Genomic DNA, 21,548 nt, shown 5'->3' on the forward strand with positions numbered 1-21,548 from the left:
TTGATTCTGCACCATCCTCAAGGGCCTGCTGCCCCGTCACCACATCACGAAGACATCGCGTCCCTGAACCGCCACATTCACTTTCCGCCCCAGCGGAAGTGAGAGCTTGGTGGGCACGTGGCCAAAGGGCAGGCCGGTGAGGATCGGCGTGCGCGTGAGGCCACGCAGGTGCTCGATGGCCGACTTGATGGTGTAGCCCCTGTCCAGCGGGGACTTGTTGTAGTCGGTGAAGGCCCCCAGCAGAATGGCCTTTTGCTGATCCAGCACACCGGCCTGATGCAGCTGCAGCAGCGCACGTTCGATGCGGTAGGGGTGCTCGTTCACATCCTCCAGGAAGAGGACGCCGTTGCGGATCTTGGGGAAATGCGGCGTACCCAGCAGGGCCTGCAGGATGGACAGGTTGCCGCCCCACAGGCGGCCGCCCGCTTCCAGGCCATCGAAACCGGCCTCGGTGCGAAAGCCCACGGCTTCGAGCTGGCCGGTCATGGCCTCCACAAAGCACTCCTGGGTGATGTCGTCCCCACCGTCGGGGTGTTCATCATTGCCGAAATCACCGCAGGCCATGGGGCCGGCCCACACGCCGGCCGTGACGCCGTGCGGCGTGTTGGCCGAGCCCGCAGCGTTGTGCGCCAGGGCCGCCAGCTGGAAGGCGGTGACATCGCTGTAGCCCACCCAGGCAGTGCCGCGCTCCACGCTGCGCGCGATCAGTGGCCAGTCGATGCGGTCCAGCAGGCGCATCAAGCCGTAGCCACCACGGGCAGCCAGGGCCACATCGGGCGAATCCTGGGCCACACGGTGCAGCGCCGCCAGGCGGACATCGTCATCGCCCGCAAAGCGCTGGTGCTTGCTCAGGGCATTGAGGTCCAGCGAGGCATTAAAACCGAGGGCCTTGAGCCGCTTGATGGCCTTGCGGGCGTTGCCGGCCTTGGCCACGACACCAGCCGGGCTGAACACGGTCAGACGGCGAGGCCGCTCGTGATCGTGCCCGCACGCCGGGCCGCAAGCAGGGCCATGTTGATGACCATGGTTGTGATCGTGCTGATCCTGGGCTGGGGCAGCGGGCTTCTTGGCGGCGGAGCGTGCAGGCATGGGTCGGTACAACAAGGGTTCAGGGGCGCCTGACCTCACTCGCCACGCATCAGCGAATCGAGTGTGAGGTCGTAGGCGGGGCCGAAGGTGTCCAGAAAGTAGCGCACCTCGGGCAGCATGTGTTCGAGGATCTTGCGTTCGATCTGCTGAGCCGCCTGCTCGAACTCGCGGTTGCCATAGCGCAGTTCGGCACGGCATTTGAGCCAGGCGGCCAGGCGGTCGGCGGCCTTGACGAGTTGGGCTTCGTGCTCGGGCCACTGCGTGTGGTCCATGGCCGATTGCACGCCCGGCTGCAAAGGCGCAGGCAGCAGCTTGATCATTTCCTGGCCGATTTGATCTTCCAGGTGGGCCGTGGCCTGGCGCATGGCCGGCGAGTATTTCACGGGTGTAGGCAGATCGCCCGTGATGGCCTCGGTGGCGTCATGAAAAAGCGCGCGCGTGGCCACGGCGTTGGGGTCGATGGGCTTGCCCAGCACATCGCGGGCGATCAGGGCCAGCGCATGGGCCAGCACGGCCACTTCCCAGCTGTGCTGGGCCACGTCTTCTTCGGTGGCATTGCGCATCAGGCCCCAGCGCTTGATGAAGCGCAGGCGCGACAGGTGCGCGTAGAACGGGCTGACCGGCGGCGTAGCCATGGGCAACGCTCAAGCGTTAGCGCCGCTGCCGGCGATCTTGGCCAGCAGTGCGAGCAGTTGTGCCTGCTCCGCTTCGGTCAAGGCCTGGGCCCCGCGCCGGTCGGAAGCCTCCACGGCCTCGGTGATGGCCTGCAGATCGGCTCGGCCCTGATCGGTGAGCTGCAGCCCGAGGGCGCGCTTGTCCGTGGGGCACGGCACGCGGCGCACATAGCCCATGCCTTCGAGCGAGTTGATCAGCGCCACGGCGCCCGAACGGGCAATGCCCAGCACATCAGCCAGCTCGGTGAGCTTGAGATCCGGGTTGCGGGAGATGATCACCATGGCGGAAAAGCGCGGCGGCGTGATGTTCCAGCGGGCCAGCCCCGCGATGAACAGCTCGTACTGCACGATCTGCGCACGGCGCACGGCATAGCCCAGCAGCCTGTCGAGCACCCCGTAGTCGATGCCGGGCACCCGGGGGTTGAAGGGGATGTCCTCGGAGGGAGGAAGGTACACCTCGGGCGGGGATGTTCGGCGTGCGCTCATGAACAAGGCGACCGGAAGCGGATGAGACCGTCCAGCCGCGTGGTGTGTTTGTTCTTCAGATAGGGGGAGACGTGCGCCAACGGGCTCGCGACCACATATCCCCTGGTGTTGCGGGACTATAGCACTGGCCCGCCAGGCGGTACTGGGGTACAAGGACAGCCAGGAGGTCAGACCGATGGCAACGCATTACACCATCCTGTTCTTCGAAGATCCGCCCCGCCCGCCCTCGGGCCAACCGACCCTGGCGCTGGCCTTGGTGCAGGCCCGTCAAGCGCTGGCACATGCCTGCCCCTACAGCCGCGCCCAGGTGATTGCATCGGATGGCCGGCTGTGGAACATGGAAGTGGACGACCATGGCGTCGTCGTGGACGATCCCGCAGACGACTTCGGGCCCTGAAAGCGCCGGGCAGTACGCGCGGGCAACAAGGTCACCGACGGGGTCATGCCGCTCATGCCATCCTGATACTCAATGACCTTTCGGGAGACGCCATGAACATGATCCGCACTGCCCTGCCCCCACGGGCTGCCATTTTGTTGAGCGCGCTGATGCTGGCCACCACCGTGACCCAGGCACAGGTATCGCGAGAACAACGCGACCAGTTCGCCGCACGCACCGTGGACCGCTGCATACAGAGCCAACGCGCCGACCCGACCCAGGCAGCCCAGACCGATGCGGCCATCCGCGAGTTCTGTGCCTGCTACGCGCGGCGCGTGGCCGATGCCATGCCGGACGACGTGCTCAACACCTCGCTGTCCGCGGCCACGCCTCAGCAGCTGGAGGCGGCACAGTCCGTGATGCGTCAATCGGCACAGGCTTGTCGCGGTCAAACTCAACCCTGAGCCCGGCGGATCAGAACGCGCACCCGCAACCCAGCCCGCCCCAGAACGAGCCCAGATCACCCACCGGCGGCCTGGACAAGGCAGCGAACAGGTGGCGGTGCCCATGCACACCGCACGGTGTGGCGCAACAGGCCGCAGCCGCTTGGCTGGCCTGTACCGAGCCCGGAACGGACAACCGGCTGTAGCGTCCCACGGGCGACCAGTCCGGGCTGGGCGTGGGCAGCGGGGGCGCGAGCGGCTTGAAATCCTCATCGCCGTGCACCACCTTGCCGCCGACCACGGTGAGCACGGCGCTCAGATCCTTGATGCGCGCCTCCGGGATGCCGAAGTAATCATCCGACAGGGCGATGAAATCGGCGTACTGCCCCGCCTTGATCAAGCCCTTGCGGCCGCTCTCGGTCGAGAACCAGGCGCTGCCTTCGGTGTACAGGCGCAAGGCCGTGTGCCGGTCCAGCAGGTTGCGCTGCGGGTACAGGCGCGTGCCGCCGACCGTCTCGCCGGTGACCAGCCAGTGCAGCCCCACCCAGGGGTTGTAGCTGGCCACGCGCGTGGCATCCGTGCCCATGCCCACGGGCACACCGGCGGCCAGCATCTTCTGCACCGGTGGGGTCTGTTCGGCCGCTTGCGCGCCATAGCGCTCAACGAAGTACTCGCCCTGGAAGGCCATGCGGTGCTGGATAGCGATGCCGCCGCCCAATGCTTTGATGCGGTCGATGTTGCGCTCGCTGATGGTCTCGGCGTGGTCGATGAACCAGTTCAGGCCCGTGAGCGGGATCTCGGCGTGCACGCGCTCGAACACGTCGAGCATGCGGGTGATGGATTCGTCGTAGGTGGCGTGGATGCGGAAGGGCCAGCGGTTGGTGGCCAGCACGCGGGTCACTTCCAGCAGCTCCTGTTCCATGGTGGCGACCAGGTCGGGGCGCGGCTCGCGGAAATCCTCGAAATCGGCCGCGCTGAACACCAGCATCTCACCCGCGCCGTTGTGGCGCAGGTAGCCATCGCCATCACCGGGCTTGAGCAGCCTGGCCCAGTTCACAAAGTCGTCTTTTTCGGCCTTGGGCTTTTGCGTGAACAGGTTGTAGGCGATGCGCACAGTCAGCTCGCCCGCATCGGCCAGGTGCTGGATGGCCTGGTAATCATCCGGATAGTTCTGAAAGCCCCCGCCCGCGTCGATCACCGAGGTCAGGCCCAGCCGGTTGAGCTCGCGCATGTACAGCCGCGTGGAGTTGAGCTGGTCATCCGGGTTCAGCCTGGGGCCCTTGGCCAGCGTGGCGTACAGGATGGTGGCGTTGGGCCGGGCGATCAGCAGGCCTGTGGGGTTGCCGTTGGCATCGCGCTGGATCTCACCACCGGGCGGATTGGGCGTATCGCGGGTGTAGCCCACCACGCGCAGCGCCGCGGCATTGAGCAGGGCACGGTCGTACAGGTGCAGGATGAAGACGGGCGTGTCGGGCGCGGCATCGTTGATCTCGTCCAGCGTGGGCAGGCGCTTCTCGGGGAACTGGAACTCGGCAAAGCCGCCCACCACGCGCACCCACTGCGGCGCCGGCGTGCGCTGCGCCTGCTCGCGCAGCATGGTCAGCGCATCGGAGAGCGACGGCACGCCATCCCAGCGCAACTCCATGTTGTAGTTCAGGCCCGCGCGGATCAGGTGGGTATGGCTGTCGTTGAGGCCGGGCACCACGCGGCGGCCCTGCAGGTCGATGCGCGTGGTGGCAGGGCCTGCATGGCGCAGGACGTCGGCATCGCTGCCCACGGCCAGGATCTCGCCATCCTTGACGGCGATGGCCTGGGCTTCAGGCTGTGCACGGTCCAGTGTGGTGATGCGACCGTTGATGAAGAGGGTGTCGGCGATGGTGGGGCTCATGTCACGCGTCGTGCTGGGGTCTGCTGGCCATGTCGGCCCCCGAGTGTGCAGGAAGCCCAGCCCATTTGACACACCACTGGCCCCGCTCGCTTCGGCTCATCGGACAAGGCGCGCACCAGCGGGTGCCTGCGAAGCACCCCACAAGCGCACGACCAGTGCCGCGATGGACGATGCCGTCGCCAGGGCGATGATGGCCGTCCATCCCCACCGTGCCAGGAACACCGCGCCCAACGCCGAGCCCACGGCCATGCCGATGAACATGCTGGTGAACAGCACCGCGTTCAGGCGGCTGCGGGCGCCAGGGTCGATGCCATAGACGATGGTCTGGTGAGCGATCAGCGTGGCCTGGATGCCCAGGTCGAAGCCGATGGCCGCGACCACCAGCAGCGCCAGTTGCCCCTGCACCGGCAGCCAAGGCGCCAGCGCCATGACGGCAAAGGACAGCACCACGAGGCCAGCGCCCAGGCGGGTGACCAGTTCCGGCCCCTTGCGATCAGCCAGCCGGCCGGCGATGGGCGCTGCCAGCGCTCCTGCCGCACCCGCCAGGCCGAAGGCACCCGCCGCAGCGGCCCCCAGGTGGAAGGGTTCACCATGCAGCATCACCGCCAGGGTCGACCAGAAGGCACTGAAGCCCACCGACAGCAAGCCCTGGGCCCAGCTGGCACGGCGCAGATCGGCATGGCGCTTCCACAGATGGCCCAGCGAAGCGATCAGGCGCGCATAAGCCAGTTGCGTGGTGGGCTTGAAGCGTGGCAGACCGCGCCAGGCGGCCACGCCGATCAAGGCGATGCTGGCCGCCGCCGCCAGGAACATGGCACGCCAGCCGAAGTGCTCCGCCACAAACCCGCTGACCACGCGCGACAACAGGATGCCCAGCAGCAGCCCGGTCATCACCGTGCCCACCACCTTGCCCCGGCTGTGTTCTGGCGCCAGGGTGGCCGCGGCTGGCACGATGTCCTGCGCCATGGTGGCCGACACGCCCACGACCAGGCTGGCCACCAGCAACACGCCAACGCCGGGCGAGGCGCCGGCCACCAGCAAGGCCGTGCAAAGCACTGCCGCCTTGATCAGGATGATGCGGCGGCGATCGAACCGGTCGCCCAGCGGCGCCAGCAGCAGGATGCCCAGCGCATAGCCCAGTTGGGTCAGCGTCGGCACGAAACCGGTGGCTTGCGCGGACGCACCGATATCCCCCCCAGCACGCCCAGCATGGGCTGGCTGTAGTACAGCGACGCCACCGCCAGGCCAGCCCCGCTGGCCATCAGGAGGATCAAGGACAGGGGCAGCCCCGTCGCCGCCTCATCATGCACATCACGAATGTTTGACATGGTAATCACCTCGAATCAACAGAATGGAGGCAGTGTGATCCCCTGGGGATTTGCTGTGTAGCCCCACCAGGCGCACAATGGCTATACGCATCACGCATAACCAAGTCATCATGGCCCGCCCTGCCCTTCCGGAAAGCCCATCTTCTACGGCCCAGGACCGCATCGCGCTGATGCAGACCTTCGTGCACATCGTGGAGGCGGGCAGCCTGTCGGCCGCAGCGCAACAGATGGGCGCCACGCAACCCACCGTCAGCCGCCGCCTGCAGGCGCTGGAGCGATCACTGGGCCTGCGCCTGCTGCGCCGCTCCACCCATTCGATGCAACTCACGGAAGATGGTGAGCGCTGCTACACGCGCGCCAAGGCCTTGCTGGAGGGCTGGGCCGCCTTCGAGGCCGACCTGCGGGGCGCGCGCGACGAGCCCGAAGGCACCTTGCGCGTGGTGGCCCCCCATGCGCTAGGGCAGGATCTGCTGATGGCCCCGTTGGCCGATTACCTGCGCGCCTTCCCACGCGTATCGGTGGACTGGCTGCTGCATGACCGTCGGCCGGATTTCGTCACCGAAGACATCGACTGCGCCATCCAGGTGGGCGAGATCACCGACCTTTCGGTGATCGCCATCAAGCTGTCGGAAATACCGCGCATCGTGGTGGCGGCGCCCTCCGTAGTGGGGCTTGCAACGCCCTCACACCCCTCCGAACTAGCAACCTTGCCCTGGCTGTCGCTGCGAACCTTCTACCGCGGCGAGATCACGCTCAAGCCCCTGGCCGGTGGCAGCGCTTGCCGCGTGCCGCTGCGCCCTCGCCTGGGCACCGACAGCCTCTATGCGCTGCGCAGTGCCGCCGTGGCGGGGCTGGGGGTGTGCGCCGCCTCGGCCTGGCTGATGCGCGATGACCTGGCAGAAGGTCGCCTGGTGCACCTGGTGCCCGGCTGGGTGCCAGAGCCCCTGCCCGTCTACCTGGTCTACCCGCACGCGCGCTTCTACCCCGCCAAACTCAAGCGTTTCATCGACGCCATGCGAGAAGCAGTGGCCTCCGGCGTCGACGGATTGTGGAATCCTTGAGCACAGGGCCGGAGTCAGGCTACAATGCAAGGCTCAGTCGGGGCGTAGCGCAGCCTGGTAGCGCATCTGCTTTGGGAGCAGAGGGTCGTGAGTTCGAATCCCACCGCCCCGACCACCTAACCTCATTCAAGGCCCGTGACGGTTACACCGTTTCGGGCCTTGTTCATTTGGCAGCGCGTCCGGGCAGCATCTCCAGCCAAGCCTTGAACTTCAAGCACCCCTGTGCCGAAGTCTTCGAAATCGACGTGGCGTATCGCTACTGCAGTCTTCATGCATCACCTCAGTCGCAGTTCTCCATCTCGATGATGGCGAAGCCGCTGCTCGCGATCTCTTCCTCGACCGCGGGGTTGGCAGATTCCATGTGGCAGTAATTGCACTTCTCGGCACGCAGCTCGGAAGGTGCCAAGCCCTTGGCGGCCAGGTAGGTGCGTCCATGCGCCAGCACGGCCTCCCGGTCACGAAGCTCGACGGGCACCAGGATGTCAAAGTGCATCCGACGCCCATCCGGGCGCTGGACATAGGTGTCGTAGACAGAGATGTGCATGGTCTTGCTCCTGCTTGGCCATCCGCTTGCGCGAATCGATGGAGGCAGTGTGCTGGCGTGCGCCAAATCAATGGGACCACTTTGTCCAGCAAACACACCAAATCGTCCAGACGGCGCGGCCATCTCAGGCCATGCCAGGCCGCTGATCCGCAGGAGCGACGAATGGGTATGTCATCTGGACGATTGGGAACATCCAGCCCCGGCGACAGACTCACACTGTCTGACCGGTACAGCCTGCAAGGAGCGCTCATGCACAACCCCCACATTGCCAATCTGCGACCTGCACCACCGCTTGAGGTCGATCACTGGTTCAATACGCCACAAGCTCTGCGCTGGGACAGCCTGCGGGGCAAGGTCGTTGCCTTGCATGCCTTCCAGATGCTGTGCCCAGGCTGCGTGGCCCATGGGCTGCCCCAGGCATCCCGCATGCACGAGGTCTTTGCCAAAGACCCACTGGCCGTCGTCGGGCTGCATACGGTCTTCGAACACCACGATGTGATGCAACCTCGCGCCGCGCTGGCCGCCTTCATCCATGAATACCGCCTCAGGTTCCCGATCGGCATCGATCGCCCTGATCCTCATGGCGGCCCCGTGCCACTGACGATGCAGGCGCTGGGCCTGCGTGGCACACCCAGCCTGATCGTGCTCGACAAGCGTGGGCGGATCCGCCTCCATCAGTTCGGGCGCAGTGATGACCTGCAGGTCGGCGCCCTGCTGGGCGAACTGCTGGCGGAGCCCGATGAAGATGAGAGCGCCGACTGCGACGATCAAGGCTGCCGCTTGCCCGAGAGCATCAGTGCAGGGGCAAGGTCTTGAGCCCGCTCAACCTAGGCATGCCCATTGGCAGGGTGCGCGCCGTGCTGACAGGCAAAGTACGCCCCTACACACGCCCGGGCAGCCTCAGCGCCATCGACAAACAGCCTCGAAGCGGCTCCGTCGCTGTCAACCTGCTGGGCCTTGAAGGCGATGAGCAAGCAGACACACGGGTGCACGGCGGCCCTGACAAAGCCGTGCACTGCTATGCCTGGCCCCACTACGATGCGTGGCGCGATGAGTTGACAAGCAGCAAGGCCACGCAGTTGCTGCAAGCACCGGGGGCGTTCGGTGAAAACCTGACGCTGGAGCCCGGCCTGGACGAACACCAGGTCTGCCTTGCCGACCAATGGGCCGTGGGCAGCGCCGTGTTCGAAGTGAGCCAGGGCCGACAGCCCTGCTGGAAGCTCAATGACCGCTTCGAGACGCCGGACATGGCCAGGCGGGTACAGCAAAGCGGGCGCGCCGGCTGGTACCTGCGTGTACTGACACCGGGGCAGATTGCCGCCGGCGATGTAATCCAGCTGACAGCCCGTCCTCATGGTGATTGGCCTTTGGCCCGCCTCCTGCAGCTCATTGCCGACCGCAACTGTGAGCCCCAAGTCATGCGCAGTGCATTGGCACTGCCGCTTCCCGCTTCATGGCACAAGCTGTTCCAAGGGCGGCTCGACAGTGGGCAGATCGAGTCGTGGCAGAAGCGGCTGGAAGGGCCTGGTCCATAGGCCCTGCGTCTGCGCATCCGCTGAAACCATCAACACCAGTGCGAGCTCATTGAACCGCAGCACTCATCGATGCCTCATCTCAGGCCGCCGACTCAGCGCATCAGGTGACACACATTAGTAGCACTTGACAGAACTACTCACCAAACATACAGTTTCACCGCAGCAAATGGCGATGATTGGCCAAGCAGCCAATCCTCAAGGGCCATTGCCGACATTTCCCTGTTGATACGAGGCATCAGGTTGATGCACATGAAGTGCCACCAAAATTCAGCGCGGCACATTGGGTCACACCGGCCTGCTTTTTTCTCGGCCTGAGCTGAGCCCCGAAGATGTCTCTCGCTCTCTCCAAGACTGTCACCGCCCTGCTGCAGGGGCCAAGCTGCGCACAACACTCAGGCGCGCACAGATACTGGAGCTCTTTGTCACGAGGCCCGAATGGCAAGCCAGCATCGATCAGATCTATGCAGCGCTCACGGCACAAGACATTGCCGTGTCCTACTCCGACATCTACCGGGTGGTCCGCTCCCTTGAAACCGGCGGCCTGATCTCCAGAGGCTGGGCTCCGGGCAAAAGCGTGCCCCTGTCGGTCTATGCGCTGACGTGTGATCAGGCCCCGCCACACAAACTGCATCAGCTTGTCTGCACAGCGTGCGCGCACCTTGAAGAGTTCCACGACGAAGCGCTTCAGCGCGAGCTTGAGCGCGTGTCAACGCTCTATGGATTCAAGCTGGAAAACATCGGCCCGATGACTTTCTCGGGACGTTGCAGCCACTGCGATGGACAACCGAGCAAAGGCCGCCTACAGCGGCGCCAAGCCGGTCGCGCGAACGCCGCCACGGCAACAGGTGCTACTTGAGAGGGATTCGCTCTCCAGGCTCTTTCCAGGACGCCTCTTGCCACCAGGACTTGAGGAAGAACATCAAGGGCGGCGCAAACAAGGCCATGAAGAGCCACATGTAGGCATCCCCGCCTTGCCTGAACGGATCGATCACAGGCTCCCAACGCTCATGGTCGATGGGCAGCCACTGCATGCGAAGCAACTCTTCGCAGCCATGGATCAGCATCTTCACGGCCAGCGCCAGCAGCAGCACCGCAGAAAAACGGAAAGCCGCCATGAGTCCGAAGCGAGAACGCGCCCATACCCAGATTCTGGTCGTCAGGAACACCGCGACCAGGCCCAGCAAGGCCCCCAGGATCGCAGGCTGAGGCCCTTGCACCTGATGGATCGAGCGCAGCATCACAAACAGCTCCAGCCCCTCCCTCAACACCAGGAAGACGATCATGACCAGCACAGCGGCAGCCGGCCGAGCGCCGTCCATCCAGGACATCACGAAGCCGGAAACCTTCTTGTCGATCCCTCGCCCTGAAGCCGCCACGCCCACCGCCATCATCGCCACGCTCAAGGCGGCGGCGATGGTGCACAAGGCATCGAACGCCGGCTCGGATTCGATCAACTGGAGCGCGGCAACGGACAACACGATGGCGACAAGGGCGATCACCACCCCGCGCCCGATGATCGGGAGCATTTCTTCTCGACCCGCGCGCACGAAGCACGCCCGAAACATCGCGACGATCAAAAGAGCTTCGGCGAACTCTCTCCAGGTCACAAGGAAAGCGTCGAACAAGACAACCTCCGCACACGACTAGAACGAAAACGATTTGCATTATCGACCATGGGACAATGCTCGTGCGCTCGAAGCTGTGCCTTCCCCAGACTGCAGAATGTGAACCTACAAGACATCCGGACATGCCTCTGCCAATGACCGATCAAGAAATCCTGGCACTCATCGACAAGGCCGTCGACCAGTTCGACGGCAACCTCGATGAGCTGGAGAGCGCCGTAGGGATGCTCATGCTGGGGCGACACTATGGGTGGCGCGTCATCCTGCTGATCCACAGCCCCAACACCATCCGCGAGTACCTCAAGATCCTCGGGCTCAAGAACCTGCGTGAGGTGCTGCCCGAAGTGGGCGTGCTGGCTCACCGCTCCACGGCCTGGCGCCTGGTGGATGGCACGAAGAATTTCTGGAAGGTCGTGCGAGGCCAGCTCTCCGGCATCCGCAGCCCACGCGTCGATCGCTGAGCCCCGCGCAAGTGCGCGCGACGCAGGCTCACCCGATTGATTGCAGCAGAAGCGACAAGACACAGGCCACGACGACCACCACGGCAATCACCCCAGCCATCACGCGCAAGCATCGCCACCATCGCGATGATGCTGATGGCGTTTCGAGCGCAGCCCGCACCGCCACCGCAGGCATCGACCTCAGGGTCTTGTGCATGGACTCCAGCGCCTGCCATGCGCGTTCATGATCCGGGTGGGCCATGCGCCACTCGGCGCACTGCCGACGGGTCTTGCCACTGACGGACACGTCGTTCAACGCCACCCACCACTGCGCCGCACTCGTCCGAACGGTTGGCGACAACCGCTTCTTGTCAGACATGATGGGCTGGCAGCGGGGGCAGTTTCCGAGCAGGCCGGAGCGGCCGTCAGAACGACTTGTTCAACGACACCCGGAAGGCGCGGGGCGAACCAGGCGTGATGTTGTTGTTGTTGTAGGCGTTGAGGTAGTACTTCTTGTCGAAGAGATTCTCCACGTTCAACTGCACGCGGGTCTTCTCGTCGAAGGTGTAGAACGCCGCGGCATCGACGCGGGTATAGCCCGGCAGCTTGGTGTTGGTGGCGCCGGTGCCAGACTGTTCCGTCGAGGCGAACATCTCGGTGCGGTGGATCACGCCCAAGCCGCCTGCCCAGGCGCGATTGAAGTCATAGCGGTTCCACAGCGTGAAGGTGTTCTTGGGCACCTGACCGACGGTAGCCCCCTTGCGCAGCACCGCCGAGGTATCGGCCAGCAGCTTCGCATCCGTGTAGGCATAACCGCCCACCACCGACCAGGCCGAGGTCACGTTGCCCGACAGGGTGAGCTCCAGCCCATCCGTGCGCTGCCCATCGCCCAGGATCGTGGCAGACGGATTCGCCGGATCCACCACGATCACGTTGGAGCGGTCCAGCCGGAACAGTGCCGCAGTGGCCGTCAGGTTCGGGCGCACATCCCACTTCAGGCCCAGTTCGTAGTTCTGGAACTTCTCGGGCTTGAGCACGGCCGACGAGACCGTGAGCGAGGACAGCTGATCACCAGCGCGCGGCTGGTAGGCAATGCTGTAGTTGGCATACAGCGACATGTCCTTCACAGGCTTGTAGATCAGCCCCAGCCGCGGCGACACCAGATCGTCGCTTGAGCTGATGCGCTGGCCGTTGCGATTGTTCAGGAAGTCGACTTCGAGGCGGTCATAGCGCAGGCCGGCAATGAGCTGCCACGCGGGCGACAGTTCGATCTGGTCCTGCACGTACACAGCGATTACCTTGGACTGGGTACCGTTGTCGGCATCGCTGGACGATTGCCGATAGGCGAACGGCAGGCTGGGGATCGGGTTGCTCAGCGGCACGTCGGTCGAGGTGACGGTGGCGCTGTTGTTGTAGTACCCGGTCATCCGGTAGTTGTCCGTGTCCTGCTGACCGATCTCGGCACCCAGCAGCAGCTTGTGCTTCATGCCGCCCAGGTTGGTCTCACCGGTCAGATCGGTCTGGTTGGACCAGCTGTCGCGCTTGGTCGCGTTGTTGTAGGCACTGATGGCCACCAAGTTGCCCGTCTTGAGCGCACTGCTGGCGAACACGTTCTGGTAGAACTTGTCCTGCTGGGTCACGCGGGTGCGGTTGCGCAACTGCACGCCGTTGCTGAACTCATGTTCCACCAGCGCCGTGAGGGCGTTCAGCTCGGAACCCGTGGGGCTGCCCTCGGCGCTGCCGAAGAAGGTGGATCGATCCGTGCTCACCGGCTTGCCGGCCAGACCGCCCGTCGATGGGATGCCGCGGTCGGCCACACGGTCGTCCTTGAAGTACTCGTAGCCCAAGGTCACCAAGGTCTTGGGCGCCAGCTTCCAGGCCAGCGTGGGGTTGATGCCCTGGCGCTGCAGGTTCACGCCATCGCGGTAGCTGTCGGAATCCTCATACAGCGCGTTGAGCCGGAAAGCCAGGTCCTCGGTGAGCGGCTGGTTGAGGTCGGCCGTGATGCGCTTGTTGCTGTCGGAACCGAGGGTCAACGATCCGCTGTAGTGCGGCGTCCAGCCGGGCGCCTTGGAGACCCGGTTGATCAAGCCGCCGCTTGCCCCACGGCCGAACACCATGGCGTTCGGGCCACGGAACACCTCGACGCTCTCGATGTTGTAGAGGTCGCGGTAGTACTGCATGTCATCGCGCATGCCATCGATGTAGAAATCCCCCGTCGTGCTGACACCCCGGAAGATCGGGGTTTCGCGATTGCCCTCGCCCTGCGCAAAACCCACGCCCGGGATGTAGCGCAGCGCTTCGGCCAGCCCTTGGGATGACTGGTCTTGAATCTGCTCCTTGGTCACCACCGAGATGGACTGGGGTGTGTCGATCAGCGGCGTATCGGTCTTTGTGGCCGTGATCGTCTTCTTCGCCGTGTAGGGCGCATCAGCCGTACCGGTGACGGTGATCGGTGGCAGCGCATTGCCAGACCCAGACCCCGTGGACTGGGCCATCGCGAGGCCTGTAGAACCGGCCATGCCGCTGGCGAACAGCAGTTGCACGGCCAGCGTGATCTGCGGGCTGGCCAGCGCCGCAGAGGTGGTGGGGAGAGATGTCTTGGACGTCTTCATGGGGTCAGCCTGGGTGAACTGCACTTGCGGTACAGCAAGGAAGGAATACGCCTCTTCGCCATCGCAAATGAGAACGCGTCTTATTGAAAGACCCGGACTTTAAACCCAATGAAGTAGCATCGTCAAGTACTACTCACAATGACAAGAAAAGCCCATAAACCGCATTGATATTCTTATCAATCAGCAAATAGGACATCGACATTCAAAAATAAAGTAGTCAATCAATGACAACTTTTGATGGCAAGCGCGCTGCGCTGAATCCCTGGCAATGCCCACCCCGGCCACCTGCTTGCACGTGCACCACCGCGCATGCCCCGTCATGACAAGGACATGCCTGAGGAGCGCAGCTCACGCTCACTGATTGACCTTGCCCGGCAGCGACAGATTGCCCGACGCCACCTTGAACACATCCACCACGCACAGCAGCGGGTTGTGCACGCTGGCGTTCACGCGCAACGCAGCCGTCACGCCATCAAAGCCGGCGGTGTTGACGACACCGATGTCATCGAAGGGCACGCGCACCTCCACCGTGCCGCCCTTGAACGTGGGTGACCAGCCCGGGCTGTCGATCAGGATGGGCAGACCCGGCCAGGTCTTGGGCAGGCGGGGCTTGGCATCCTTGGGGATATCCACCACCTTCAGGGCGCCCTTGCCGCAGGCTTCATCAGGCTGCAGCACCACCCAGTGCGAGTGCCACAGGTCACCGTCGTTGTCGGTGCGGCCATCGCCGTTCTCGTCGAACAGGGGCGTGTCGTCAAAATCCGGGTGCGAGGTCACCGCAAACGCCAGGATGCCGCTCTTGGCCTCGAAGCCCACGGCGGCCGGGTCGATCGAGGTCGGCCACACATAGGAGAAGACCTGGCTGCCCGCCAGCTTGCCGGTCTTGCCCGGCTTGCTCGCACCAGCCTTGCCCGAGACGTGCATATGGAACACCGCCACCCTGCCCTCGGTGCTGATCTTGGTGTGGACGATGTCGTAAGGCGCCTTGACGCCCTTGGCGGGCTGGCTCTGGATGCCGCCTGCGTGATCCCCGTTGTGCTGAGCGTCGTGCTTGCCGTCATGGGCCATCGCCAGTTGGCCAAGGCCTGCACAGGCCAGCGCGATGGCTGCGCGAGAAAGAGATCCGGAGCGAGATGCCTGGTGGTTCATGGTGTCCTCGTGGTGTCCTGGGGTGTAGGGCGATGCGGATTGCATGAAGACAGTGTGCGCAAGCCACCCGTATGATTGGGATCCATCCATCCACGAAACACACCAATTCGTCCAGATGAGCGAGCGCGCCCCACCACCCTTGGACCGGCTCTCCGCGCTGCTGACGCGCTTCCCTGTTGCCGCCCGCCTGTTCCACACCGGCGCGCTGTGCGGCGTCAACACCTTCGATGCGCAGCCCGGCCGGGGCTTTCTGCACGTGCTGCGGCGTGGGGAACTGGTCGTTACCCACCGCAAGGACACAGGCCTCATGCGCCGGATCGAGGTGCGCGAGCCCACGCTCTTCTTCTACCCACAGCCTCTGCGGCACCAGTTCCACAACGCGCCCAAGGAAGGCGCTGATTTCACCTGCGCCTCGGTGCATTTCGAAGGCGGCGCCAGCCATCCACTGGTGCGTGCCCTGCCGCCACTGATCGTGTTGCCACTGGCCAAGGTGCCGGGCCTGGAAGCCACACTGGATCTGCTGTTCCAGGAGGCCGATGGCGTGCGTTGCGGCCACCACCTGATCGCCGACCGGCTGTTCGACGTGGTGCTGCTGCAGTTGCTGCGCTGGCTGCTGGACCATGGCGAGGAAGGCGGCATCGCCCTCGGTCTGGCCACCGGCCTGGCCGATCCCCAACTGGCCCGCGCCCTGACAGCCATGCACGAGCAACCAGGGCACCCCTGGTCCGTGGATTCGCTGGCCGATCAGGCGGCGATGTCTCGCAGCGCCTTCGCCAGCCGCTTCAAGACCACCGTGGGCGTGACGCCCGCCGACTACCTGGCTGACTGGCGCATGACGATCGCGAAGAAGTGCCTGCGCCAGGGCCAGTCCGTCAAGGCCATCGCGCCGGACCTGGGCTATGCCAATGCCTCGGCCCTGTCGCGCGTGTTCACGCAGAAGACAGGCCTGTCACCCCGGGCATGGCTGCAGTCGCTCGAAGGCTTGGCTGATACGGTTGATTGAGCCTCCTCAGGCCATCCGCCCCATCCCGCGGACCAGCATCTCGATGCCTGCATCCATGTAGCGCTGCATGCCCGCCTCATCATCCGGCGCAGCCAGGTGCTGCATCAAGTCGCCCATGATGATCGCGCCACCACCTTCGCTTCGGACGCACCGCCGCGCTGGTGCGCATCGTCGGCAATTTCCTCAAGGGGCAGATCGGCTTGCCCAAGTGGCGGGCGAGTTGAGCGACTGAACAGGCCAGCGCATCGGCACCACGCGGGAGATGCGTGCAAGCGTGCGCCCGGCTCACGCGGCCGGAGCCGCCCCTCTTGCCGAGAGTGCACTGCCTGCCGAGGCCGCGATGATGCAGCCCATCGCGGCCCACTGCAGCGCCGTGAGGGCTTCGCCCAGCACCAGCGCGGCCATCAGTGCCGCCATGGCCGGCGCCGCGCTGAACAGCATGCCCACCACCCGGGCCGGCAACCGGCGCAGCGCCACCATCTCCAGCGAATAGGGCACGGCACTCGACAGCACGGCCACGGCCAGGCCTGTGACCAGCAAGGTGGGGGACCACTGTACCGAGCCGGCATGCGCCAGGCCCACCGGCAAGGTGAGCAACGCGGCAATGGCCATGCCCCAGGCCACCGCGCCGCCGCCGAATGTGCCAGCCACATGCTGCCCCGCCATGATGTACAGCGCCCAGCAGGCCGCAGCCCCCGCGGCGCAAGCCACGCCGATCGGGTCGAGCGATGAGGACGTATGCAGGGGCAACAGCATCCACAGACCCACACAGGTCAGCCCCAGCCACAGCAGATCCTGCAGGCGCCGGGAATTGAACAGCACCACGGCCAACGGCCCCGTCACCTCGATGGCCACGGCGATGCCGATGGGAATGCGCGCAAAGGCCTGGTAGATCAGCAGGTTCATCAGTCCCAGGGCGGCGCCATAGGCCAGCATGGGCAGCGCATGGGCGCGGCCGACCTTGAAGTGCCGCCAGGGACGCCACGAGGCCAGCAGCAGGCAGGCGGCCAGGCTGGTACGCAAGGCCGTCATGCCCTCGGGGCCGATCACCGGGAACAGGTGCTTGGCGAAGGCGGCGCCCAGGTTCACCGACACCTGCGACATCAGCAGCGCGCCGACGGGCCATGCAATGCGCTGGTCCGTGGCGTTCAGGCTCATGTGGTGAAGCGCGGGCTCAGAGCGACATCTGCGCCCAGGCCTTCTCGATGCGCTTGACGCTGATGGGCTGGGGCGTGCGCAGCTCCTGCGCGAAGAAGCTCACGCGCAGCTCTTCCAGCAGCCAGCGGAACTCTTCCAGGCGCGCATCGTGCGTGCCCTTGAGCTCGGCCAGGCGGCGGGTGTAGCGCTGGTCCAGCGGACGCAGTTCGGCCAGGCGCTGGGCGTCGCGGGCCGGATCACCCTTGAGCTTGTCCAGCCGCAGGGTGATGGCCTTGAGGTAACGCGCAAAGTGCTGCAACTGGGCCCAGTCGGTGCGGGCCACGAAGCGCTTGGGCACCAGGCGTTGCAGTTGGGCCTGGATGTCTTCAAGCACATCCTTGGGCGGGCGGGCATCCTTGAGCTTGCGCAACGCGGCGGCATATTCAACGAGCACGGTGCCGGCCAGGCGAGCCACTTCCTGCGCGATCAGGTTCAGGCGGCCACGGCCTTCTTCGATGCGGGCCTTGAAGGACTTGGCATCGGTGGGCAGCGGGTCGAGCAGGAAGGCGCGATCGAGCGCCACTTCCACGATCTGCTCGCGCAGTTCATCGGCCGTGCCCAGGCTCATGTAGGCCATGGCCATCTTCTGCAGATCGGGAATGTTCTTGTCGAGGTACTTCAGCGGCTCTTTCAGCTGCAGCGCGATCAGCCGGCGCAGGCCGGCGCGGTGCTTGGCGGCGGCCACATCGGGCTCGTCAAAGACCTCGATCTCGGCATGCGTGCCTTTGTCCACCAGGGCCGGAAAGCCCACCAGGGTGTGGCCACCGCGCTGGATCTCCATCAGCTCGGGCAGCTCGCCGAAGGTCCAGTCGGTCAGGGGCTGTACGGCCGTGGCCCGGCCTGAGCCCTGATCACTACGCCGAGGAGCAGCCTGGCCGCCCTTGGTTTGACCTGATCCAACTGCTGCACGCTCGCCATCGCCAGCCACGGTTTTGACAGCCGCGGGCATGGGCACGTCGGCGCCCTGCCCGCCTGGCCCGGCATTCACCACCGCCTGCGTCTTCAACGCCGCCAGGGCCTGGAAGGCGCCACGCGCCAGTTGCCCCAGCTCGGCCTTGAGCGCCGGCAGGTTGCGGCCCATGCCCAGCTGGCGACCATGTTCATCGACCACGCGGTAGTTCATGAACAGATGCGGCTGCAGCATGTCCAGCTTGAAGTCTGCGCGCTTGATGTCGAGCTGGGTGCGATCACGCACGGCCTTGAGCAGCACATCGAGCAGGCCACCTTCACCGAAGGGTGCGCTCTCGATGAAGCTGTCCACGTACTCGGGCAGCGGCACCAGGCGCGCGCGGGGCTTCTGGTGCAGGCTCTTGACCAGCGCCAGTACCTTGTCCTTGAGCATGCCGGGTACCAGCCATTCGCCACGTTCGTCGCTGACCTGGTTGAGCGCAAAGATGGGCACCGTCACGGTGACGCCGTCGCGCGCATCGCCCGGCTCGTGCAGATAGGTGGCGGCGCAGTCCACGCCGCCCATGCGGATCATCTTCGGGAAGGCCGCGCTGGTGATGCCAGCGGCCTCATGGCGCATCAGCTCCTCGCGGCTCAGGTGCAGCAGCTTGGGGTTCTGGCGGCCGGCCTCGCGGTACCAGCGCTCGAAGCTGTGGCCGCTGACCACCTCGGGCGGGATCTGCGCGTCGTAGAAGCCCACGATCAATTCGTCATCGACCAGCACGTCCTGCCGGCGCGACTTGTGCTCCAGCTGCTCCACCTGCGAGATCATCTTGCGGTTGTGCGCCAGGAAAGGCAGCCGCGTCTCCCACTCGCCGGCCACCAGGCCTTCGCGGATGAAGATGTCGCGCGCCTGCACCGGATCGACCAGACCGAAGTTCACGCGGCGGTTGGCATAGACCACCAGGCCGTACAAGGTGGCCCGCTCCAGCGCAACGACCTCGGCGGCCTTTTTCTCCCAGTGCGGATCAAGCAGCTGCTTCTTGAGCAGGTGGCCGCCCATGCGCTCCACCCAGGTTTGCTCGATGGTGGCGATGCCGCGGCCGTACAGGCGCGTGGTTTCGACCAGTTCGGCCGCCAGGATCCAGCGGCCCGGCTTCTTGCTCAGGTTGGCGCCCGGGTGCTTGTAGAACTTGATGCCACGCGCGCCCAGGTACCAGTCTTCATCATCACTCTTGCAGCCGATGTTGCCCAGCAGACCCGACAGCAGCGACAGGTGCAGTTGCTCGTAGGTCGCCGGGCTGCCGTTCAGGCGCCACTGGTGCTCGGTGACCACGGTGTGCAGTTGCGAGTAGACATCCTTCCACTCGCGCACGCGGCGCGGGTTGATGAAGTTCTCGCGCAGCAGGGCTTCGTACTTGCGGTGGCTGAGCTTGTGCTGCTCTGGTTGGCCCGGCGCATGGTGGCCATGGCCGCCACGCGATTCGTCCAGCCACTTCCACAGCTTGAGCGTGCCCATGAACTCCGACTTCTCGTCGTCGAACTTCTTGTGCTTCTCGTCAGCTGCCTGCTGGTGCTCCATGGGCCGGTCGCGTACGTCCTGCACGCTCAAGCTGGCCGCGATCACCAGCACCTCGGCCAGAGCCTGCCGGTCGCGCGCCTCCAGGATCATGCGGCCCACGCGCGGGTCCAGCGGCAGGCGCGCCAGGGTCTGGCCCAGCGGGGTGATCTCGTTGGCGTCGTCCACCGCGCCCAGCTCGTTGAGCAGTTGGTAGCCGTCGGCAACCGCTTTGCGCAGCGGGGGCTCGATGAAGGGGAAATCATCGACCAGGCCCAGGTGCAGCGATTTCATCCGCAGGATCACGCCGGCCAGCGAGCTGCGCAGGATCTCGGGGTCGGTGAAGCGCGGGCGGGCGTTGAACTCTTTCTCGTCGTACAGGCGGATGCAGATGCCGTTGGCCACGCGGCCGCAGCGGCCGGCGCGCTGGTTGGCCGCGGCCTGGCTGATGGGCTCGATCTGCAGCTGCTCGACCTTGTTGCGGAAGCTGTAGCGCTTCACGCGCGCCAGGCCCGAGTCGATCACGTAGCGGATGCCGGGCACCGTCAGCGAGGTCTCGGCCACGTTGGTGGCCAGCACGATGCGGCGCGGCCCGCCCGTGCGGAACACCTCATCCTGCTCCTGCTGGCTCAGGCGCGCGAACAGCGGCAGCACATTGACCTGCTGCCGCTGGTTGGCCATGTGCTTGCGCAGGTGGTCGGCGGTTTCGCGGATCTCGCGCTCACCGGGCAGGAAAACGAGGATGTCGCCGGAGCCCTCACGCCACAGCTCATCGGCCGCGTCGATGATGGCCTCGTTCAGGCCGTACTCGCGGCTTTCCTCGAAGGGGCGCCAGCGCTGCTCCACCGGGAACAGCCGCCCCGACACCATGATCACCGGCGCAGGGCCCTTAGCGCCCGCGAAGTGCTGCGCGAAGCGGTCCGCATCGATGGTGGCCGAGGTAACGATGATCTTCAGATCAGGCCGGCGCGGCAGCAACTGGCGCAGGTAGCCCAGCAGGAAATCGATGTTCAGGCTGCGCTCGTGGGCCTCGTCAATGATCAGGGTGTCGTAGGCGCGCAGGTCCGGGTCGGATTGTGTTTCGGCCAGCAGGATGCCGTCGGTCATCAGCTTGACGCTGGCACCGGGCTGCAGCCGGTCCTGGAAGCGCACCTTGTAGCCCACCACCTCGCCCAGCGGCGTGTTGATCTCCTCGGCGATGCGCTTGGCCACGCTGGAGGCCGCGATCCGCCGGGGCTGGGTGTGGCCGATGATCGGCGGGCGGCGTTTGCCCTGCTGCGGTTCGCGCGGCTGGCCCCAACCGGCGCGACCCATGGCCAGCGCGATCTTGGGCAACTGCGTGGTCTTGCCCGAGCCCGTCTCGCCGCAGACGATCACCACCTGGTGCTCGCGCAGGGCGGCCTCGATCTCGGTGCGTTTGCCCGAGACCGGCAGGGATTCAGGGAAGGTGATGGCAGGCAGCTGGGCAGACACGGACAAGCAGGGAACAGGCCGTCTTGACGGCGCGAACGGTGATGAAAGACCGCGATTATCCGATGCGCGGACGATGCAGGCCGGTTGTAGGCCGGTTGCAGGCCCATGTGCGGGACAAGCCCGATCCAGTTCGCCGCCTGATGGCCGATAAGCAGAGAGCCATCGCCCCCAACGCGCGC

General features: G+C 65.4%; 20 protein-coding genes, 1 tRNA gene and 1 pseudogene. 9 read left to right on the forward strand and 13 right to left on the reverse strand.

The window, feature by feature from the left end:
* Positions 1–36: 36 nt before the first annotated feature.
* From WAQ08_RS04405 to WAQ08_RS04415, 3 genes are read right to left on the reverse strand one after another with little or no spacing between them, the layout of a single operon-like run.
* Positions 37–1,089 carry an LD-carboxypeptidase gene (locus WAQ08_RS04405; RefSeq protein ID WP_422189421.1) on the reverse strand — a complete coding sequence of 351 codons (1,053 nt, stop codon included), beginning with the start codon at positions 1,087–1,089 and terminating at the stop codon, positions 37–39.
* A 35-nt stretch (positions 1,090–1,124) separates the two neighbouring features.
* Positions 1,125–1,724: a 5'-deoxynucleotidase gene (gene yfbR / locus WAQ08_RS04410; protein ID WP_422189422.1), complete on the reverse strand. Its 600-nt coding sequence runs from the start codon at positions 1,722–1,724 to the stop codon at positions 1,125–1,127.
* Between the two features lie 9 nt (positions 1,725–1,733).
* The gene (locus WAQ08_RS04415) at positions 1,734–2,249 is read right to left on the reverse strand and encodes a MarR family winged helix-turn-helix transcriptional regulator (protein WP_422189423.1); all 516 of its coding nucleotides are present in this window, start codon (positions 2,247–2,249) and stop codon (positions 1,734–1,736) included.
* Positions 2,250–2,424: 175 nt separating this feature from the next.
* Between WAQ08_RS04415 and WAQ08_RS04420 the strand changes: the two genes are divergently transcribed.
* The gene (locus WAQ08_RS04420; RefSeq protein ID WP_422189424.1) at positions 2,425–2,646 is read left to right on the forward strand and encodes a hypothetical protein; all 222 of its coding nucleotides are present in this window, start codon (positions 2,425–2,427) and stop codon (positions 2,644–2,646) included.
* Between the two features lie 92 nt (positions 2,647–2,738).
* On the forward strand, positions 2,739–3,089 hold the full coding sequence (locus WAQ08_RS04425; RefSeq protein ID WP_422189425.1) for a hypothetical protein: 351 nt from the start codon (positions 2,739–2,741) through the stop codon (positions 3,087–3,089).
* Between the two features lie 10 nt (positions 3,090–3,099).
* On the opposite strand, the gene WAQ08_RS04430 is transcribed toward WAQ08_RS04425, so the two are convergent.
* Together WAQ08_RS04430 and WAQ08_RS04435 are read right to left on the reverse strand one after the other, a co-directional pair.
* Positions 3,100–4,956, reverse strand: coding sequence for an amidohydrolase (locus WAQ08_RS04430; protein WP_422189426.1), 1,857 nt, complete (start codon positions 4,954–4,956; stop codon positions 3,100–3,102).
* Positions 4,957–5,052: 96 nt separating this feature from the next.
* Positions 5,053–6,284: pseudogene (locus WAQ08_RS04435) on the reverse strand (MFS transporter).
* Positions 6,285–6,394: 110 nt separating this feature from the next.
* On the opposite strand from WAQ08_RS04435, the gene WAQ08_RS04440 reads away from it, so the two are divergent.
* Together WAQ08_RS04440 and WAQ08_RS04445 are read left to right on the forward strand one after the other, a co-directional pair.
* Positions 6,395–7,345 (forward strand): LysR family transcriptional regulator, encoded by a 951-nt coding sequence (locus WAQ08_RS04440; RefSeq protein ID WP_422189427.1) that lies wholly within the window; start codon positions 6,395–6,397, stop codon positions 7,343–7,345.
* Positions 7,346–7,383: 38 nt separating this feature from the next.
* Positions 7,384–7,460: transfer RNA gene (locus WAQ08_RS04445), tRNA-Pro, on the forward strand.
* Between the two features lie 7 nt (positions 7,461–7,467).
* Here WAQ08_RS04445 and WAQ08_RS04450 read toward each other — a convergent pair.
* Both WAQ08_RS04450 and WAQ08_RS04455 read right to left on the reverse strand, forming a co-directional pair.
* Entirely contained in the window at positions 7,468–7,617 is a 150-nt protein-coding gene (locus WAQ08_RS04450; RefSeq protein ID WP_422189428.1) for a hypothetical protein, read from the reverse strand.
* Positions 7,618–7,625: 8 nt separating this feature from the next.
* On the reverse strand, positions 7,626–7,889 hold the full coding sequence (locus WAQ08_RS04455; RefSeq protein WP_422189429.1) for a DUF2024 family protein: 264 nt from the start codon (positions 7,887–7,889) through the stop codon (positions 7,626–7,628).
* A gap of 249 nt (positions 7,890–8,138) precedes the next feature.
* Here WAQ08_RS04455 and WAQ08_RS04460 point away from each other — a divergent pair, with 249 nt between their 5' ends.
* The 3 genes from WAQ08_RS04460 to WAQ08_RS04470 all read left to right on the forward strand — a co-directional run bounded on the left by WAQ08_RS04460 (position 8,139) and on the right by WAQ08_RS04470 (position 10,280).
* Positions 8,139–8,705: a peroxiredoxin family protein gene (locus WAQ08_RS04460; RefSeq protein ID WP_422189430.1), complete on the forward strand. Its 567-nt coding sequence runs from the start codon at positions 8,139–8,141 to the stop codon at positions 8,703–8,705.
* A 17-nt stretch (positions 8,706–8,722) separates the two neighbouring features.
* Positions 8,723–9,424 (forward strand): MOSC domain-containing protein, encoded by a 702-nt coding sequence (locus WAQ08_RS04465; protein ID WP_422189431.1) that lies wholly within the window; start codon positions 8,723–8,725, stop codon positions 9,422–9,424.
* Positions 9,425–9,704: 280 nt separating this feature from the next.
* On the forward strand, positions 9,705–10,280 hold the full coding sequence (locus WAQ08_RS04470; RefSeq protein ID WP_422189432.1) for a Fur family transcriptional regulator: 576 nt from the start codon (positions 9,705–9,707) through the stop codon (positions 10,278–10,280).
* On the opposite strand, the gene WAQ08_RS04475 is transcribed toward WAQ08_RS04470, so the two are convergent.
* Positions 10,273–11,049 carry an FTR1 family protein gene (locus tag WAQ08_RS04475; protein WP_422189433.1) on the reverse strand — a complete coding sequence of 259 codons (777 nt, stop codon included), beginning with the start codon at positions 11,047–11,049 and terminating at the stop codon, positions 10,273–10,275. The two genes, WAQ08_RS04470 and WAQ08_RS04475, sit on opposite strands and share 8 nt — an antisense overlap.
* 134 nt (positions 11,050–11,183) lie before the next feature.
* Here WAQ08_RS04475 and WAQ08_RS04480 point away from each other — a divergent pair, with 134 nt between their 5' ends.
* Complete coding sequence (locus WAQ08_RS04480) at positions 11,184–11,507, forward strand: hypothetical protein (RefSeq protein ID WP_422189434.1); 324 nt, start codon at positions 11,184–11,186, stop codon at positions 11,505–11,507.
* 28 nt (positions 11,508–11,535) lie between these two features.
* Here the strand turns inward: WAQ08_RS04480 and WAQ08_RS04485 are convergent, their stop codons facing one another.
* The 3 genes from WAQ08_RS04485 to WAQ08_RS04495 form a co-directional block, all read right to left on the reverse strand.
* Positions 11,536–11,865 (reverse strand): FecR/PupR family sigma factor regulator, encoded by a 330-nt coding sequence (locus WAQ08_RS04485; protein WP_422189435.1) that lies wholly within the window; start codon positions 11,863–11,865, stop codon positions 11,536–11,538.
* Between the two features lie 46 nt (positions 11,866–11,911).
* Complete coding sequence (locus tag WAQ08_RS04490) at positions 11,912–14,101, reverse strand: TonB-dependent receptor (protein WP_422189436.1); 2,190 nt, start codon at positions 14,099–14,101, stop codon at positions 11,912–11,914.
* 354 nt (positions 14,102–14,455) lie between these two features.
* Complete coding sequence (locus WAQ08_RS04495; RefSeq protein ID WP_422189437.1) at positions 14,456–15,250, reverse strand: hypothetical protein; 795 nt, start codon at positions 15,248–15,250, stop codon at positions 14,456–14,458.
* A gap of 115 nt (positions 15,251–15,365) precedes the next feature.
* On the opposite strand from WAQ08_RS04495, the gene WAQ08_RS04500 reads away from it, so the two are divergent.
* Positions 15,366–16,253 carry an AraC family transcriptional regulator gene (locus WAQ08_RS04500; protein WP_422189438.1) on the forward strand — a complete coding sequence of 296 codons (888 nt, stop codon included), beginning with the start codon at positions 15,366–15,368 and terminating at the stop codon, positions 16,251–16,253.
* A gap of 285 nt (positions 16,254–16,538) precedes the next feature.
* On the opposite strand, the gene WAQ08_RS04505 is transcribed toward WAQ08_RS04500, so the two are convergent.
* The gene (locus tag WAQ08_RS04505; RefSeq protein ID WP_422189439.1) at positions 16,539–17,411 is read right to left on the reverse strand and encodes an EamA family transporter; all 873 of its coding nucleotides are present in this window, start codon (positions 17,409–17,411) and stop codon (positions 16,539–16,541) included.
* Between the two features lie 16 nt (positions 17,412–17,427).
* Positions 17,428–21,369: an ATP-dependent RNA helicase HrpA gene (gene hrpA, locus WAQ08_RS04510; protein WP_422189440.1), complete on the reverse strand. Its 3,942-nt coding sequence runs from the start codon at positions 21,367–21,369 to the stop codon at positions 17,428–17,430.
* Positions 21,370–21,548: the final 179 nt, after the last annotated feature.

It is taken from the genome of Aquabacterium sp. (assembly GCF_049274795.1).
Lineage (GTDB): Bacteria > Pseudomonadota > Gammaproteobacteria > Burkholderiales > Burkholderiaceae_C > Aquabacterium.

Coding starts and splice junctions, on each gene's coding strand:
- WAQ08_RS04405 (WP_422189421.1), bottom strand. CDS start 1,089: ATGCCTGCACGCTCCGCCGCCAAGAAGCCCGCTGCCCCAGCCCAGGAT.
- yfbR (WP_422189422.1), bottom strand. CDS start 1,724: ATGGCTACGCCGCCGGTCAGCCCGTTCTACGCGCACCTGTCGCGCCTG.
- WAQ08_RS04415 (WP_422189423.1), bottom strand. CDS start 2,249: ATGAGCGCACGCCGAACATCCCCGCCCGAGGTGTACCTTCCTCCCTCC.
- WAQ08_RS04420 (WP_422189424.1), top strand. CDS start 2,425: ATGGCAACGCATTACACCATCCTGTTCTTCGAAGATCCGCCCCGCCCG.
- WAQ08_RS04425 (WP_422189425.1), top strand. CDS start 2,739: ATGAACATGATCCGCACTGCCCTGCCCCCACGGGCTGCCATTTTGTTG.
- WAQ08_RS04430 (WP_422189426.1), bottom strand. CDS start 4,956: ATGAGCCCCACCATCGCCGACACCCTCTTCATCAACGGTCGCATCACC.
- WAQ08_RS04440 (WP_422189427.1), top strand. CDS start 6,395: ATGGCCCGCCCTGCCCTTCCGGAAAGCCCATCTTCTACGGCCCAGGAC.
- WAQ08_RS04450 (WP_422189428.1), bottom strand. CDS start 7,617: ATGAAGACTGCAGTAGCGATACGCCACGTCGATTTCGAAGACTTCGGC.
- WAQ08_RS04455 (WP_422189429.1), bottom strand. CDS start 7,889: ATGCACATCTCTGTCTACGACACCTATGTCCAGCGCCCGGATGGGCGT.
- WAQ08_RS04460 (WP_422189430.1), top strand. CDS start 8,139: ATGCACAACCCCCACATTGCCAATCTGCGACCTGCACCACCGCTTGAG.
- WAQ08_RS04465 (WP_422189431.1), top strand. CDS start 8,723: ATGCCCATTGGCAGGGTGCGCGCCGTGCTGACAGGCAAAGTACGCCCC.
- WAQ08_RS04480 (WP_422189434.1), top strand. CDS start 11,184: ATGACCGATCAAGAAATCCTGGCACTCATCGACAAGGCCGTCGACCAG.
- WAQ08_RS04485 (WP_422189435.1), bottom strand. CDS start 11,865: ATGTCTGACAAGAAGCGGTTGTCGCCAACCGTTCGGACGAGTGCGGCG.
- WAQ08_RS04490 (WP_422189436.1), bottom strand. CDS start 14,101: ATGAAGACGTCCAAGACATCTCTCCCCACCACCTCTGCGGCGCTGGCC.
- WAQ08_RS04495 (WP_422189437.1), bottom strand. CDS start 15,250: ATGAACCACCAGGCATCTCGCTCCGGATCTCTTTCTCGCGCAGCCATC.
- WAQ08_RS04500 (WP_422189438.1), top strand. CDS start 15,366: ATGAGCGAGCGCGCCCCACCACCCTTGGACCGGCTCTCCGCGCTGCTG.
- WAQ08_RS04505 (WP_422189439.1), bottom strand. CDS start 17,411: ATGAGCCTGAACGCCACGGACCAGCGCATTGCATGGCCCGTCGGCGCG.